We start from the raw sequence: 16,047 nt of genomic DNA, 5'->3' as shown, positions 1-16,047 counted from the left end.
CCCGCCGCCGCGGCCCGCGTCCGGGCCGGCACGGTGCCGGGTCACGGGCGCTCGACGGCGGGCGGGGACCGGTCGGACGGCCGGGCCAGGCGGGCCGGCGGCCGGGCGGGCCAGCGGCCGGACCGGGCCGGGCGGGCCGGCGGCGGAGCCGGGCCGGGCCGGCGGCGGGGCGAGGGCGGGGCGGTCAGTCGCCGGTGCGGGGCGAGGTCTGGCGCAGGGCCACGCTCTGGCTGGGCGGGACGAAGTCCAGGGCCGGCTGGTCGCGCAGGGCGTACGCGAGCAGGCGGCCGACGGCCTCGATCTGCCGGACCTGGACGCCGCCGCCCACCGCGTCCCGGGTGTCGTCCGGGTTAGCGGCGATGGTGGCGACGGCGAGCTGCGGGGTGAAGGCCACCACGGTCTCGGTGGCGTTCCGCTCGGAGCTGCCCGTCTTGCCGGCCACCGGCCGGCGCAGCCCGGGTGCCAGTTCCTCGGCGGTGCCGCCGTCGCAGCCCCGGTACATCGACTGCCCGCCCACCGGGCAGCGGGCCGCGTCGGCCGCCGCCCGGGCCACGTCGGTGTCGATCACCTGGCGGCAGTCCGGGCCGCCGGCGGCCACCGTCCGGCCCGAGCTGTCGGTGATCGAGGCGATCGGCGTGGGCCGGCACCAGGTGCCCTCGGCCGCCACGGTGGCGTACGCGTTGGCCAGGTCCAGCGGGGTGGTGGCCGCGACGCCCAGGGTGAACGCCCCCCAGTTCTTCGCACCGTCGCGGGCCAGCCGGGCGTCGTCGGGAGAGCGCAGCACGATGCCGAGCCGCTCGGCCATCTCCACCACCCGGTCGGCGCCGACCCGCTCGGTGAGCCAGGCGAAGTAGGTGTTCACCGACCGGCCGAACGCGCTCCACATGGTGCGCCGCCCGTCCATCCAGGTGGGGTTGGCGTTGGCCGGACACCAGTTGCCGCCGCAGTTCGCCGGCCCGCCGTCGACCGGGTAGTGGGTGACGTAGACGCTCGGCGCGTCGAAGTCGGTGGCCAGCGGCAGCCCGGACTCCAGCGCGGCCAGCATGGCGAAGAGCTTGAAGGTGGACCCGGCCTGGTAGCCGACGATGCCGTTGCCCCCGGCCACCAGCTGGTTGACGGTGTTCGGGTAGTTCTGCTGCCCGGCCGGGTTGGCCGCGACGCTGTAGTTCCGGTTCACCGCCATGGCCAGTACCCGGCCGGTGCCGGGCTGCACCACCGCGGTCGGGGCGGCCCGCTCGTTGCTCTTCGGGTAGATCCGCAGCACCTGATCGATCGCCTCGGCCTGCACGTCCGGGTCGAGCGAGGAGACGATCTTCCAGCCGCCCCGGCGCAGGGTCCGCTGCCGCTCGTCGACCGAGGAGCCGAACGCCGGTTGGGCGTTCCACCACTGGGTGAACCAGTCGCAGAAGAAGCCCCAGTCGTTGTGCGCGGCGGGCACCGCGGTGCAGTCGTTCGGCGTGGCGCTCGGGGTGAGCCGCAACTGCTCGGCCTTCGCGGCGGCGACGGTGGCCGCGTCCACCTGCCCGGTCTCCGCCATCCGGTCCAGCACGTACGCCCGGCGGGACAGCGCCGCGTCGGCGTCGCCGTTGATCGGGTCGTCGGTGTCGGGCGAGCGGACCAGCCCGGCCAGCAGCGCCGCCTGGGCCAGCGTGAGCTTGGCCGGCGTGGTGGAGAAGTAGCGCTTGCTGGCCGCCGCGATGCCGTACGCCCCGGCGCCGAAGTAGGCGATGTTCAGGTAGCGGCCGAGGATCTCGTCCTTGCTGAGCCGGCGTTCCAGGGCCAGCGCGTACCGCATCTCGCGGATCTTGCGGCCGGCGGTGATCTCGGTGGCCCGGGCCCGCTGCTCCTCGGTCAGCCGGGGGTCACCGGCCAGCGCGTTGCGGACGTACTGCATGGTCAGCGTGGAGGCGCCCTGCCGGGTGCCCTCCCGCCGGTTGGCCGTGAAGGCCCGCACCACGCCGCGCACGTCGACGCCGTGGTGCTGGTAGAAGCGGACGTCCTCGGCGGCCACGATGGCCTGCCGCATCACCGGCGCCACCTCGTCGACCGGCACGTCCACCCGGTCCTCGACGTAGAACGAGGTGATCAGGGTGCGGCCGTCGCTGGCGTAGAGGTTGGAGCGTTGGGCCGGTTCCGGCGTCTTCAGCGACTCCGGCAGCGCGGCGTAGGGCATCAGGTTCTTGAAGCCGATCCCGAAGACCAGCGCGGCCGGCAAGGCGGCCGCCGCGAGGGCCATGCCGGCGAGCACGCCGGCGAGCAGAACGGTGAACAGCTTGTTCAGGTGGGCCCGGTTCATCAGCTCTCCCCGCAGGAGCCGGCCGTACGGACCCGTCCAGAATGACCACAAGGGGGGCTTTCGCCGCCAAATGCGCAGGAAGTTCGCGAGAAAGGATGAACGTCAGGGCAACAGGGCGGCGGCCAGCGGCTGGACCGTCTCCTCGATCTCGTCGGCCACCCGGCTGAAGCACTGGTCGCCCCGCCCCCACGGATCGTCCAGGTCATCGGTCGGCAGCGTGCCGGCCCCCTCGCGGGCCGCGTCCGCCGCCGCCACCAGGGCCACGCCGCGGGCGTACACCCCCTCCGGGGTCGCCTCCGCCGGCGGCAGCCCGTCCGTCGACAGCGCGCCCAGCAGCCGGCCGAACTCACCGAGCACGAAGGTGCGGGCGGCGGCGTCCGGGCGCAGCGCCACCACGTACTCCTGTTGGTCGGCGGTCGCCGTGAGGACCAGGTCGGCGGCGTCGATCAGATCGGACCGGAGCTTGCGGGCGGCGAACCCGGCCACGTCGCCGCCGCGCGCGGTGACCTGCCGGGCCGCCGGCGGGTTCATCTCCTCGCCGGCGTGCCAGCCACCGGTGCCCGCGCTGTGGCTGTGCACCAGCCCGTCGGCGCCGCTCGCGTCGACCCCCAGCCGGCCCAGCCGCTCACGCACGGCGAGCACCAGCAGCCGCTCGGCCATCGGGGACCGGCAGATGTTGCCCATGCAGACGTGCAGGACGGTGAACGGCGGCACTCAGACCCCCCGCTCGTCGAGGATGTCCGGCACCACGTCCCGCAGCTTCTCCAGCGACACCGCGCCCTGGCGCAGCACCCGGGGCACGTCGCCGGTGAGGTCGACGATGGTGCTCGGCACCGGATCCAGCGCCGGCCCGGCCTCCAGGTACGCCCGCACGCCGTAGCCGAGCTGGTCGCGGGCCTCCTCGGCGGTGAGCGCGGCCGGCTGGCCGACCTTGTTGGCCGAGGCCACCGCCATCGGGCCGGTCTCCCGGAGCACCTCCAGCGCCACCGGATGCAGCGGCATCCGGACCGCCACCGTCCCGGACGAGTCGCCCAGGTCCCAGGCCAGGCTCGGGGAGTGCTCCACCACGATGGTCAGCGCGCCCGGCCAGAACGCCTCGACCAGCTCACGGGCCGAGCGGGGCAGCGAGAAGACCAGGCCGTCGAGGGTGTGCCGGGACCCGATCAGCACCGGGGGCGCCTGCCGGGTGCCACCCTTGGCGTCCGCGAGCGCCTTCACCGCGTACGGGGTGAAGGCGTCGGCGCCGATGCCGTAGACCGTGTCGGTCGGCAGGACGACCAGCTCACCGTTCTTGACCGCCTCGATCGCAGCGGCGATGCCGCGGTCCCGGTCGGCGAGGGACCGACAGTCGTAGAGCATCACGAGGAGCCAGTCTGCCACGCCGGGGCGGGGTCGGCGTGCCGGCCGTCCGCCCGGCGGGACGCGGTGGCGAAACGGGCCCGCTCGGCCAGGTCGCGATGCTCCTCGACCCGCTCGTACCGGCCGTCGGCGGCGAGCAGCGCGGGCACCGTCGCGCCGTGCGTGTCGTCGTGCTCGACGCCGAGGGCGCCGCCCGGGCGCAGCAGCTGCGCCGCCCGGGCCAGCACCGGGCGGATCACGGCCAGCCCGTCCGCACCGCCGAAGACCGCCTCGTCGGGGTCGTGCCGGGCCACCTCGGGCGGGACGGCCACCGCGCGCGGCACGTACGGCGGGTTGCAGAGCAGCACGTCGACCCGCCCGACCAGGTCGGCCAGCAGGTCCGGGTCGGTGACGTCGGCCGCGACCACCTCGATCGGGGTGTCCCCCGCGGCGGCCCGGTCGGCGGCGTTGCGGCGCAGCCAGTCCAGCGCCGCCGGGGACCGCTCCACCGCCACCACCCGCGCCGCCGGCAGCTCCTGGGCGACGGCCAGGGCGATCGCGCCGGAGCCGCTGCACAGGTCCACGACCAGGGGCGCGGCCAGCGGCCGGGCCTGCTCGATCCCCCAGCCGGCGAGCAGCTCGGTCTCCGGGCGGGGCACGAAGACCCCCGGCCCGACGGCCAGCTCCAGATGCCGGAAACCGGCCGTGCCGGTGAGGTGCTGGAGGGGTTCCCGGGCGGCCCGCCGCTCGACCAGGGCGGCCAGCCGGTCGCGCTGCGCCGGGCTGAACGCGTCGGCCAGCGCCAGCCGGCCGCGCGGCACGTCCAGCACGTACGCGGCCAGCTGCTCGGCCTCGGCCCGGGGCGCCTCGACGCCCGCGGCGGCGAGTGCCCGGGCGGCCCGGGCGACCACCTGTGAGGGTCGCTCGCCTTCTGTCCCTTTGGACGGGTGTTGCGGGAGGGAGGTCACGACATAATCATGAAACGTCGCGGGTCACAGCACGAGCGGGTGCGGCCGGAGGCACACCGACAGGGAGGTCGCGAGTGGGCTGGCTCGACCGGGTCGCCGACCAGGTTGACGCCCTCCGCCGGGCGCGCGCCCTGCAGGAGGCGAGCCGCTCCGCGGAGGCGTGCGTCCTGCTGGACCGGGTCATCCGCACCACCACCGACCCGTGCGCCCGGGCCGACGCGCTGGTCCAGCGCCTCTCCGCCCTGATCAATCTCGGTCGGACGGCCGAGTTCACCCGGGCCATCGAGGAGGCCTCCGCCGCCGTCCGGGACCTGTCCGAGCCCTACCTGCACGGGCACCTCAACGCGCTGGCCGCGCTCGCCGCGCACCACCAGGGGGCGCTCGACCGCTGCGTCACCCACCTGGTCAAGGCGGCCCGGGCGCTCACCGCCGACGACGACCCGGACCGGGACACCGCCTGGGGCTGGCACGACCTGGCGATGGCCTACTCCTACCTGAGCTTCCACGGGCACGCGCTCGGCGCGATCGAGCGGGCCCGCCAGGTCGGGCTCACCGCCGGCATACCCGAGGAGACCTTCGCCGCGCCGGGCATCCGGCTGCGCAACGCGGTCGCCCTGGACCACAACGGCGACAGCGACGGCTGCCTGCGGGTGCTGCGCGACGTGGCCGGCGACCTGAGCCGCTTCCTGCGCGACGGGCGGGCCGGCAACCTGCGGCCCAGCAGCCTGGCCGCGTACGGGTACGCGGCGTCCCGGCGGGCCGCGCTGGGCGACCGGACGGAGTCCGGCACCGACGCCGACCCGGCCCGGCTGCTGGCCCACGGCGGCGACAGCGCCCGCGCCCGTGACCTGCGCCAGCTCGGCCAGGTCTGCCTGGCCGTGGCGGACGGACGGCCGATCGAGGCGGTCGCCCGGCTGGACACCATCCGGGTCTCCGACGAGACGCTCGGCGCCGCCGAGGTGCCCCGGCTGCGCAGCGTCGCGCTGGCCCGGGCCGGCGACCACGCCGCCGCGCACACCGCCGACCGGCACGCGTTCCGGCTGGCGGCCCAGCGCAACGACCGGCTGCGCGACGTCTACATCGACGGCATCGCCGCCCGGATCGGCCACGAGGAGATGCGCCGGGAGGCCGCCCGCTACGAGGGCGAGGCGCTGACCGACCCGCTCACCGGGCTGCCCAACCGGCGCCGGCTGGAGCGCTACATCGGCGCGGTGGTGGCCCGCGGCGACCGGGTGGTGATCGGCGTCTGCGACCTGGACGGCTTCAAGGCGGTCAACACCCGGCACGGCCACCACTCCGGCGACCTGGTGCTGCAACGGATCGCCGGGGTGATCAACCGGGTGATGCGGCGCGGCGACTTCGTGGCCCGCTACGGCGGGGACGAGTTCGTGGTGGTGCTGCCCGAGACGGGCATGACGGAGGCGGCCGAGGTGGCCCGCCGGATCCAGGCCGCGGTGCGGACCGAGGACTGGGAGTCGCTGGTGCCCGGCACCCCGGTCGGGGTGAGCATCGGCTTCGCCGAGGTGAGCGGCGGCCCCGGGGTGAGCGTCCGGGAGGCGCTGGGCGCCGCGTTCGAGCTGGCCGACCGGGAGATGCTCCGGGCCAAGGACCGCCTCCGCGCCAGCTGAGCGCGGGGCCGGGCGTCCGCGCCGGCCGGGGGACGGCCCCGGGTCAGCGGCGGCTCAGCTCCGTCTCGCCGGCCAGCCGGGCGGCGCGGTCGGCCTCGGCCAGGGCGTCGAGCACGCCGTCCAGCTCACCGGCCAGGGCCAGATCCAGGTTGTACGCGGTGTAGCCGATCCGGTGATCGGTGATCCGGTTCTGCGGAAAGTTGTAGGTGCGGATCCGCTCGGACCGGTCCACCGTGCGCACCTGCGCCTTGCGGGCGTCCGAGGCGGCCGCGTCGGCCTGCTCCTGGGCCGCCGCGAGCAGCCGGGCACGCAGGATCCGCATGGCCTGCTCGCGGTTCTGCAGCTGGGACTTCTCGTTCTGGCAGGAGACCACGATCCCGGTCGGCACGTGGGTGATCCGGACCGCCGAGTCGGTGGTGTTGACCGACTGCCCGCCGGGCCCGGACGAGCGGAACACGTCGATCCGCAGGTCGTTCGGGTCGATGGTGACGTCGACGTCCTCGGCCTCGGGCAGCACCAGCACGCCGGCGGCGCTGGTGTGGATCCGGCCCTGCGACTCGGTGACCGGGACGCGCTGCACCCGGTGCACGCCGCCCTCCCACTTCAGCCGGGACCAGACGCCGTTGCCGGCCTCCGGCACCCCCTTGGTCTTGATCGCCAGGGAGACGTCCTTGACGCCGCCGAGGTCGGAGTCCTGGGCGTCGATCACCTCGGTGACCCAGCCGTGCCGCTCGGCGTACCGGGTGTACATCCGAAGCAGGTCGCCGGCGAAGAGCGCCGACTCCTCGCCGCCCTCGCCGGCCTTGATCTCGACGATGACGTCCTTGGCGTCGTGCGGGTCGCGCGGGATCAGCAGCTCCGCCAGCCGCTCCTCCAGCGCCGGCAGGGACGCCGCCAGCGCCTCCGCCTCGCCGGCGAACGCCGGGTCCTCGGCGGCCAGCTCGCGGGCCGCGGCCAGGTCGGCGCGGGCCTGCTCCAGCTCGTCGGCGGCCTTGTGCAGCGGGACCAGCTCGGCGTAGCGCCGGCCCACCCGCCGGGCGGTGCCCTGGTCGGCGTGGATGGCCGGGTCGGCCAGCCGCCGCTCCAGCTCGGCGTACTCGTCGAGAAGGGCGGCCAGGCGCTCACTGCTCATGCTGCGGGTGCTCCTTCGGCGACGGCCGGGCGGTGGACGGGAACAGGCGGGCGGAAACGGACGAACGCCCGTGTCCGGCACGGAGCCGGACACGGGCGTCGTCGACGGAGCTACTTGGCCTTCTTGGCCTGAACCTTGGCGTACTTCTGCTGGAACTTCGCGACCCGACCGGCGGTGTCCAGCACGCGCTGCTTACCGGTGTAGAACGGGTGGCAGGCGCTGCAGGTCTCGACGCTGATGGCGCCGCCCTTGGCGGTGCTGCGGGTCGTGAAGGAGTTGCCGCAGGAGCAGCGGACCTCGGTGGTCACGTACTCCGGGTGGATGTTGGGCTTCATGTCGCCTCGGTCCTTTCGTCGGTGGTCGCCGGGTCGCCGTCGGGCGTCCCGTCGTGGTGCGACGGGACTCGGGCGTGAACCGGAACCGGTGGCCGATTGACCAGTGTGCCACGGGCGTCCGTCGACTCGACGAGCGGCCCACACAGCAGGTCCGGCAGGCGCAACGCTCACCTCCCGGCACGCATTCCCGCCCGGCTCCCGGGCATTCCTCCCCCGGGGTGCCCGGCACGGGACGAACGGGAGGTGTGGCGTGTTCCGTCTGATCGCGACCCGGGGGCTGCCCGCCTCCGGCAAGACCACCTTCGCCCGGCGGCTCCAGCCCGGCGTGGTCCGGGTCAACCGGGACGACCTGCGCCGGATGCTGCACGGCGAACGGCTCTTCACCCAGTGGGCCGAGGGCCAGGTCACCCGGGTCCAGCGGGCGCAGGTGGAGGCGCTGCTGGCCGCCCGGGTCAGCGTCTGCGTGGACGACACCAACCTGCGCTCGCGCACCCTGCGGGACTGGGCCGAACTGGCCGAACGGTTCGGCGCGGCGTTCGAGGTGCACGACTTCACCGACGTGCCGCTGGCCGAGTGCCTGCGCCGGGACGCGGCCCGCCCGGAGGCGGACCGGGTCGGCGCGGCGGCGATCCGCCGGCTGCACGAGCGCTACCTGGCCAACCGCCCGCTGCCGCTGCCGGTGCCGACGGCCGGCACGGGCGGCCCGGCGACCGTCCACCCGCCGCGCCCCGAACCGCCGCCGATCGTGCTGGTGGACATCGACGGCACGGTGGCGCTGGCCGTCTCCCGCAGCCCGTACGACATGAGCCGGGTGGCCGAGGACGCGCCGAACGAGGCGGTGATCGCGGCGGTGCGGGCCATGCACGCGGCCGGGCACGGGGTGGTGTTCTGCTCGGGCCGGGACGCCTCGGCCCGGGCCGACACGGAGGCCTGGCTGGCCCGGCACGTCCGGGTGCCGTACCTGGCGCTGCACCTGCGCGCGGTCGGCGACCACCGCAAGGACGCCGTGGTCAAGCGGGAGATCTACGAGCGGGAGATCCGCGACCGGTACCGGGTGGTCGGGGTCTTCGACGACCGGCAGCAGGTGGTCCGGATGTGGCGCTCGCTCGGCCTGACGGTCTTCCAGGTCGCCGAGGGCGACTTCTGAGCGGGCCGGGCCGGGCCCGCCGCCGGTGGCGGAGTGCACCCGCCGGCGGGCTCCTCCCCCAGGTCGAGGAGCCCGCCGGCGGGCGGGCCGGCCCCGGGGACGCGGGCGGCACCCTCCGCGTCGCCGGGGCCGGGCGTCAGGCGGCGGGCGCCTCCGCCGCCGCCAGGGTCACCGTCGCCTGGGCGCGGACGCCGTTGACGGTGACCGCGAGCAGCACCTGGGCGCCGGGCCGCAGCGCGGTCAGCCGCCCGGTGGCCGGGTCGAAGCGGGCCACGTGCCAGGGCTTCACCCCGCCGGACCCGCCGATGTGCAGGTTGGGCGAGCCGGACCAGTCGGCGCTGACCGGCGCGGCCACCGGGACGGTCCGGCCGCTGGGCTGGGTGAGCGTCGCGGTGACCAGCGCCGGGGCGCCGACCGTGACCTCGGCCGGCGCGGCCAGGTCGAGCCGGTCCAGGTGGGCGTGGAACTCGGCCGCCACCCACTCCGGCCCCTCGGCCAGCGGGTCGCGCCGGGCCCGCTCGGCCTCCTGCGGACTCACCGGGTCGACGCCGAACTCCGTCCAGCCGGTGAAGCCGCCCAGCTGGGCCGGGGTGGACGGGTCCTTGCCGGAGTTGCCGTTGATCACGTACGGCACGCCGTCCACCCGGTCGGCGTGGAAGGTGCCGACGTGCCCGTTGACCATCAGCGCGCCCTTGCCGGTGCGGTGCTGGAAGTCGGCCAGCCACTGCTCCACCAGGGCCGCCTCCTTGCGGTCGAGGAGCTGACTGGCCTTGGCCGGGCTGGGGTCGCGGGGCGGGTGGTGGAAGAGCACCGCCACCGAGCCCACGGCCGGGTCGGCGGCCGCCGCGTCGAGCGTGGACCGGAGCAGTTCCACCTGGTCGAAGCCGCCGCCGCGGAGCGAGCCGGTGGCCGTGCTCAGCGTGACGAACCGGGTGCCCCGGTGGTCGAAGACCCGGGAGGTGTCGCCGAAGACGGCCGCGAAGTTCCCGATCGGGGCGCCCATGATCTCGTGGTTGCCCGGCACGTAGTAGTACGGCAGCTGCCCGCCCAGTTCCTCGTCGAGGATCCGCTTGGCCAGCGCGAAGTCCGCCGGGTACGCGGTGTCCACGAAGTCCCCGTCGATCACCAGGAAGTCGGGCTTCGCCGCCTTGACCTCGCGGAGCGTACGGCGGGCCTGGGCGACCAGGTCGCTGTCCGGGTTGGCGGCCACGAACTGGGCGTCGGAGAGCACCGCGAAGCGCCACGGCGCGCCGTCCACCGTGCCGTCGCGGAGCACCACCCGGTCGGTGCGGTTCGCCTCCTCCGGGGCCTGGAGGGTCGGCGGGACCCGGGCCACCAGGTCGTCGATGACCACCTCGCTGCGGTACTGCTTGGCCGGATCGGTCTCGGCCACGTAGAACCGGCGCACCCGCACCGGATACTGCACCCCGGCCGGGACGGCGAACTCGACGTAGCGCCAGCCGGTCCAGGTGAGGTACGGGCCGCGGAGCACGAACTGGGTGTCCTGGGCGTCGTGCAGGTGCAGGCTGGGCCACTCCCCCGTGCCGTTGCTCTTGATCCACATGCCGAACGCCTGCGGCTGGCCGGGCACGTCGATCCAGGCGGGCGGGTCGGCGTACGCGGCCCGGGTGCCGGTGGACTGGCTGAAGTCGTACGACATCTTCAGGCCGGTGCCGGTGTGGCCGGCCGCCGGGGCGACCGAGCCGGCGGCCCGGGCCTGGCTGAACGTCCACGAGGCCGCGTCGTCGAAGCCGGCCACCGGCACGTCGGTCAGCCCGACGGTCACCGGCAGCACCGTGGTGGTCCCGCCCACGGTGACCGTGACCAGGGCGGAGCCGCTGTCGACACGGGCCCGCACGTCGAGGTTGCCGTCCGGTCGCGGGGTGATCTCGAGCAGGTCGTGGTCGTACGCCAGGCGCAGGTCGGCCGGCTCGATCGGCGCGGTGTTGCCCTCGGCGTCGTAGCCGACCACGCCGAACAGGCCGCTGTCGCCGGCCTGGTTCAGGCCGAGCCGGTCCACCGTGGCGTCGATCCGCTCCAGCGGGCCGAGCACGGTCAGCTCGATGCTGCCGCGCGCCTTCTCCCGAGAGGCGGTGACGGTGGCGTGGCCGGGCCGGCCGGCCCGGAACACCCCCGCGTCGTCCACCCGGCCCTGGGCGGCCGGGGTGGCCCGCCAGTCCGGCGTGCCGGCGGCCGGCCCGTACGTCTCGTCGTAGCCGGCGGCGGTGAGCCGGCGGGTGAGGCCGGGGAAGACCCGGTCGGGTCGGCCGCCGCGCACCGGCGCGACGCCCGGCGCGGCGGTCGGGTCGCTGGCGGTCTCCAGCCAGAAGCCGGTGAGCCGGCCGCTGCCCTGCGGCGCGTAGATGGCCAGGCCGTTCGGGACCGGGCGTTCGGTGCCGTCGGACGGGCTGTTCTCCACCTGGACCGTGGCCGCGCCGGGCTCCCGGGCCAGCAGGGTCGAGGAGCCGCCGCCGTCGAGGTTCAGCGCGTTCCACGCGCCGAGCTCGCGCATCATCCGGCCCATCTCGGTCTGGGTCACGCCCCGGCTGTCCACCTGCCGGCCGTCCACCGTCAGCATGATCATTTTGCGTCCGTCGGCGGAGAAGCCGACCGAGGTACGCGGCGCCAGGCTGGGGTCGGCGACGTCCTGCACGACCCCGTCGCGGACCAGCACGCTGCCGCCGCCGACCGCGGCGCGCGGGCTGCTGCCGTCGGCGGCCTTCGGCCGCCAGGTCAGGTCCACCGGGTCGCCGGGGCGCAGCGCGGCCAGGGCGTCCGCCCCCGCCTCCCGGCCGAGCAGCACCGTGCTGCCGGCCGGGATCGGCCCCGTTCCGGCCGTGGCGGCCACGGTCGCGACCTGCCCGCCGGTCACCGTCACCTCGACCACCCGGGCCGCGCCCTCCACCGCCCGCCCCCGGGAGTACGTCCCCCAGAGCGGCGTGAAGACGCCCACCCCGTCGCGCTGCACGATGTTGTTGAACTGGGTCAGCGGCACCGGCCCGGCCGGCAGGGCGGCGCTGCCCTCGAAGCCGACCTGGACGATCCGGCCCAGCCCTTCCGCGCTGATCGCGGCGGCGTTGGCATGCCCGGCGACCGGCGACTGGATCAGCTCGCCGGATTGGATACCGATGCCCTGCGCCGCACCGGAGGCGTTGATGTCGAAGAAGTCGCCGTTGACCGCGGCGACCGCCCGGGAGCGGTCCACCGCCGCCCGCAGCGGCTCGTCCCGGGTGACCGCCCCGGAGTTGACGTAGTCGACGGTGACGCCCCCGGAGAGGTCGGCGGTGAGCGCGTCGGCGCGCAGCCAGCCGGCGGCGTCGTACCGGTCGAAGGAGGTCAGTTCGAGCCCGGGGGCGACCGGGCGGGTGGCCTTCGCGGTCTCCAGGCCACCGGCCGGCTCCAGGCCGCCGGCGGTGGCGGTGGCGGCCGGGCTGGCCAGGGTGACCGCGGTGTCGGGTCGGGAGGAGGCGGCCGGTGCGTCCTCGGCCGACGTGGCGGTGCCGACCGGAGGCGCGGCGACGCCGGCCGGTACGGGTCCGGCCAGCGTGAGCACCGGCGTCAGCAGCAGGACGCCGGCGAGACGGGCGGTTCGACTGCGGATACGCATGGACGACAGTCAACCGAGACTGAACAGAAGTTTCAATAGCTCTCGGCTTAACCGAAGAAAAACTTCACCCGTCGGCGGCATCGGGCCGGCGGCCATCCGGCAGCGTGAGGCCGGTACGGCAGCTCGCCCGGCGGCGTCGCGTGCCCGCCGTCGGCGGTCGTCCGGCGGCGATCCCGGGACGCGACGAGGGGCACGGCCCGCAGGCCGTGCCCCTCGCGTCGTTCCGTCAGCTCACTCGCCCGGAGTGGACTTCGCGATCTGCATCAGGAACTCGATGTTCGTCCGGGACTGCTTGAGCCGGTCCAGCAGGAGGTCGAGCGCCGCCTGCGAGTCCAGCGAGTGCAGCACCTTCCGGAGCTTGTGGACGATCGCCAGCTCTTCCGGCGCGAGGAGGACCTCCTCCTTGCGGGTGCCGGACGGGTTGATGTCGATCGCCGGGAAGACCCGCTTGTCGGCGATCTTCCGGTCCAGCTTGAGCTCGGCGTTGCCGGTGCCCTTGAACTCCTCGAAGATGACCGTGTCCGCCATCGAACCGGTCTCCACCAGCGCGGTGGCGAGGATGGTCAGCGAGCCGCCGTTCTCGATGTTCCGCGCCGCGCCCAGGAAGCGCTTCGGCGGGTAGAGCGCGGTGGAGTCGATACCACCCGACATGATCCGGCCGCTGGCCGGCGCCGCCAGGTTGTACGACCGGCCGAGCCGGGTCACCGAGTCCAGCAGCACGACCACGTCGTGGCCCAGCTCGACCAGGCGCTTGGCCCGCTCGATCGCCAGCTCCGCCACCGTGGTGTGGTCCTGCGGCGGACGGTCGAACGTGGCCGCGATGACCTCGCCCTTCACCGACCGCTGCATGTCGGTGACCTCTTCCGGCCGCTCGTCGACCAGCACCACCATCAGGTGGCACTCCGGGTTGTTGCGGGTGATCGCGTTCGCGATCGCCTGCAGCACCATGGTCTTACCGGCCTTCGGCGGCGAGACGATCAGGGCGCGCTGGCCCTTGCCGATCGGCATCACCAGGTCGATGACCCGGGTGGTCAGGATGTGCGGCTCGGTCTCCAGCCGCAGCCGCTCCTGCGGGTACAGCGGGGTGAGCTTGTAGAACTCCGGCCGGCGCCGGGCCTCCTCGGGCTCCATCCCGTTGATGGTGTCCAGCCGGACCAGCGGGTTGTACTTGTCGCGCCGCTGCTCGCCGTCCCGGGCGGCCCGCACGGCGCCGGTGATCGCGTCACCGCGGCGCAGGCCGTACTTCTTGATCTGGGACATCGAGACGTACACGTCGTTCGGGCCGGCCAGGTAGCCGGTGGTCCGCACGAACGCGTAGTTGTCGAGCACGTCGATGATGCCGGCGACCGGGACGAGCACGTCGTCCTCGCCGACCTGCGGCTCACGGCCGCCGGTCTCACCCTCGCCCCGCTCGCCACGGCCGCGCCGACGGTCGCGGAACCGGCTGCGCCGGCCGCGCCGGCCGCCGCCCTCGCCGTCGTCGTCGTCGTGGTCACGCTCGGCCCGCTGGCCACGGTCGTTGCGGTCGCCACGGTCGCCACGGTCGTTGCGGTCGTTGCGGTCGCCACGGTCACCGCGCTCGTTGCGGTCGCCCCGCTCGTTGCGGTCCCCGCGCTCGGCCCGCTCGCCGCGGTCGCCACGCTCGGTCCGCTCGCCACGCTCGGCACGGTCGCCACGCTCGGCACGGTCGCCACGCTCGGCACGGTCGCCACGCTCGGCACGGTCGCCACGGTCACCGGTGCGCTCGGCGCGGTCGCCGCCACGGTCGCCGGTGCGCTCGGCACGCTCGCCGGTGCGCTCGGCACGCTCGCCGGTGCGCTCGGCACGCTCGCCGGTGCGCTCGGCACGCTCGCCGGTGCGCTCGACGCGCTCCCGGCCCCGGCCCTCGCCGCGCTCGGCCCGCTCGCCGGTCTCGGCGGTGGCCTCCTCGGTGCGGGTCTCCGCCGCCCGTGCCTCACCACCGGCGGTCCGACCCCGGCGGCTCCGGGTGCGGCCCTCGGTCGCCTCGGCGGCCGGCGCCGGCTCGGCGGAGCGCCGCTCGGTCTCGGCGCGCTCCTCGCGCACCTCCGCGTGGACCTCCTCCCGGGCGGGAGCGGCCGCGGCCGCGACCTCGGCCCGCGGTCGAGGGGTGCCGGCGGCGGCGCCGCCCTGCCGCTCGGTGATCGCGCTGATCAGCTCGCCTTTACGCATGCGAGCCGTACCGGAGATTCCGAGCGACGCGGCGAGGCTCTGCAGCTCTGGCAGCAGCATCGCCGACAGGCCGGTACCGCTGCGCCGACGGCGCGTGGGGGCGGCGGTGGTGGTGGCATCGCCAGCGACGTTGGAAACATCCGACGTCACGTCGGTGGTGTCGCTCAATGGATTCCTTCCCTCGGTAGGCCGGGACTGCCCGGAGTCGAGAACCAGGTGGCCGGGCGGCCTCGGTGCACCCGCTTCGCACGGACGCGGCGCGGGAGTCTGTGACACAGCAGCCGGTCGGTTTCCCGACTCACCGACGTGGTGAGCAGGTCTCGCCGTCTGCGGCGACCTGCGGAAACTGCGGTGCGGCGTGGGCCTTGGCAGGGGTGACGGGCTGACCGCCGAGAGCTTCGGGGGTGCGCCGACCCGCAGGGAGATCGCGTGCTTCGCGGCTGTGCTGAGTCTAGAGCGTAATCAACTCTTCCGACCTGCGGCAACAGGGTCCCGCTCGGCGTGTCCCAGTCTACCCCGGGTGACCCGGGCACCGCTGACGTCTATCGGCAACTCCCAGCGTTGCCAGTTTGTTCCCCCCGGGAAGGCGGGAGGAACCTCGGTGAACGCCAGAACCGTGGGGCCCGCCCCACTGACCACGGCCGCCACACCCGCCGCACGCAGCGCTCTGACCAGGGCCGCCGTCGCCGGCATGCCGGGAGCCCGGTAGTCCTGGTGCAGCCGGTCGACGGTGGCCGGCAGCAGCAGCGCCGGCTCGGTGGTCAGCGCGTGCACCAGCAGCGCCGCCCGCCCGGCGGTCAGCGCCGCGTCCGGATGCGGCACGGTGGCCGGCAGCGCGGCCCGCGCCTCGGCGGTCAGGCCCCGCTCGGCGGGCACGAAGACGGTCGGGTGGACCGCCTCCGCCACGGGCAGCGAGACCGCCCGGGCGCCGGACGGCTCGGTCCAGGCGATCGTGAAGCCGCCGAGCAGGCAGGGCGCCACATTGTCCGGGTGGCCCTCGAGCTCGGAGGCCAGCCGCAGCGCGGCGGCGTCGTCCAGCCGCTCGGCACCGTCGGCGACCAGCGCGCGGGCCAGCAGCACGCCGGCCACGATGGCCGCCGAGGAGGAACCCAGGCCCCGGGCCTGCGGGATCCGGTTGACGCACTCCAGGGCCAGCCCCGGCGGTTGTCCGCCGAGCACGTCGAAGGCGGCCCGCATGGCGGTGACCACCAGGTGCCGGTCGTCCGCCGGCAGGTCACCGGCCCCCTCCCCGGTCACCGTCACCGTGACGCCGCCCGTGGTCACCTCGGCCGCCACGTCGTCGTGCAGGCCCAGGGCCAGCCCGAGCGCGTCGAAGCCGGGCCCCAGGTTCGCGCTGGTCGCGGGCACTCGGACCCGTACGGAACCGGCGGTGAAAGTCATCGGCA

The 16,047-nt window shown here is 75.1% G+C and carries 11 protein-coding genes; 2 read left to right on the top strand and 9 right to left on the bottom strand.

The window, feature by feature from the left end:
- Positions 1–184: 184 nt before the first annotated feature.
- The 4 genes from ACIBPB_RS22005 to prmC all read right to left on the bottom strand — a co-directional run bounded on the left by ACIBPB_RS22005 (position 185) and on the right by prmC (position 4,545).
- Positions 185–2,296, bottom strand: a complete 2,112-nt coding sequence (locus tag ACIBPB_RS22005; protein ID WP_396841380.1) for a transglycosylase domain-containing protein — start codon at positions 2,294–2,296, stop codon at positions 185–187.
- Positions 2,297–2,398: 102 nt separating this feature from the next.
- A complete protein-coding gene (locus tag ACIBPB_RS22000; RefSeq protein ID WP_396841379.1) occupies positions 2,399–3,010 on the bottom strand; it encodes a phosphotyrosine protein phosphatase in 612 nt (203 codons plus the stop codon).
- Positions 3,011–3,655, bottom strand: a complete 645-nt coding sequence (locus ACIBPB_RS21995; protein ID WP_046563796.1) for an L-threonylcarbamoyladenylate synthase — start codon at positions 3,653–3,655, stop codon at positions 3,011–3,013.
- Entirely contained in the window at positions 3,655–4,545 is an 891-nt protein-coding gene (gene prmC, locus ACIBPB_RS21990; RefSeq protein ID WP_396841546.1) for a peptide chain release factor N(5)-glutamine methyltransferase, read from the bottom strand. Before prmC ends, ACIBPB_RS21995 begins: the two co-directional genes overlap by 1 nt.
- 131 nt (positions 4,546–4,676) lie before the next feature.
- On the opposite strand from prmC, the gene ACIBPB_RS21985 reads away from it, so the two are divergent.
- The gene (locus ACIBPB_RS21985) at positions 4,677–6,230 is read left to right on the top strand and encodes a diguanylate cyclase domain-containing protein (protein WP_396841378.1); all 1,554 of its coding nucleotides are present in this window, start codon (positions 4,677–4,679) and stop codon (positions 6,228–6,230) included.
- A 43-nt stretch (positions 6,231–6,273) separates the two neighbouring features.
- Here the strand turns inward: ACIBPB_RS21985 and prfA are convergent, their stop codons facing one another.
- Both prfA and rpmE read right to left on the bottom strand, forming a co-directional pair.
- The gene (prfA, locus tag ACIBPB_RS21980) at positions 6,274–7,362 is read right to left on the bottom strand and encodes a peptide chain release factor 1 (RefSeq protein ID WP_396841377.1); all 1,089 of its coding nucleotides are present in this window, start codon (positions 7,360–7,362) and stop codon (positions 6,274–6,276) included.
- Positions 7,363–7,472: 110 nt separating this feature from the next.
- The gene (gene rpmE, locus ACIBPB_RS21975; protein WP_046563792.1) at positions 7,473–7,697 is read right to left on the bottom strand and encodes a 50S ribosomal protein L31; all 225 of its coding nucleotides are present in this window, start codon (positions 7,695–7,697) and stop codon (positions 7,473–7,475) included.
- 250 nt (positions 7,698–7,947) lie between these two features.
- Here rpmE and ACIBPB_RS21970 point away from each other — a divergent pair, with 250 nt between their 5' ends.
- Positions 7,948–8,844, top strand: coding sequence for an AAA family ATPase (locus ACIBPB_RS21970; RefSeq protein ID WP_396841376.1), 897 nt, complete (start codon positions 7,948–7,950; stop codon positions 8,842–8,844).
- A gap of 136 nt (positions 8,845–8,980) precedes the next feature.
- Here the strand turns inward: ACIBPB_RS21970 and ACIBPB_RS21965 are convergent, their stop codons facing one another.
- The 3 genes from ACIBPB_RS21965 to thrB form a co-directional block, all read right to left on the bottom strand.
- Positions 8,981–12,451: a phosphodiester glycosidase family protein gene (locus ACIBPB_RS21965; RefSeq protein ID WP_396841375.1), complete on the bottom strand. Its 3,471-nt coding sequence runs from the start codon at positions 12,449–12,451 to the stop codon at positions 8,981–8,983.
- A 231-nt stretch (positions 12,452–12,682) separates the two neighbouring features.
- On the bottom strand, positions 12,683–14,809 hold the full coding sequence (rho, locus tag ACIBPB_RS21960; RefSeq protein WP_396841374.1) for a transcription termination factor Rho: 2,127 nt from the start codon (positions 14,807–14,809) through the stop codon (positions 12,683–12,685).
- A 294-nt stretch (positions 14,810–15,103) separates the two neighbouring features.
- Positions 15,104–16,042 (bottom strand): homoserine kinase, encoded by a 939-nt coding sequence (gene thrB / locus ACIBPB_RS21955; RefSeq protein WP_396841545.1) that lies wholly within the window; start codon positions 16,040–16,042, stop codon positions 15,104–15,106.
- Between the last annotated feature and the right edge of the window lie 5 nt (positions 16,043–16,047).

Source organism: Micromonospora sp. NPDC049836, assembly GCF_044465125.1.
Classification (GTDB): Bacteria; Actinomycetota; Actinomycetes; order Mycobacteriales; family Micromonosporaceae; genus Micromonospora.
Note: the sequence above shows the minus strand (reverse complement) of the source record. Positions and strands in the feature narration are given on the sequence as shown.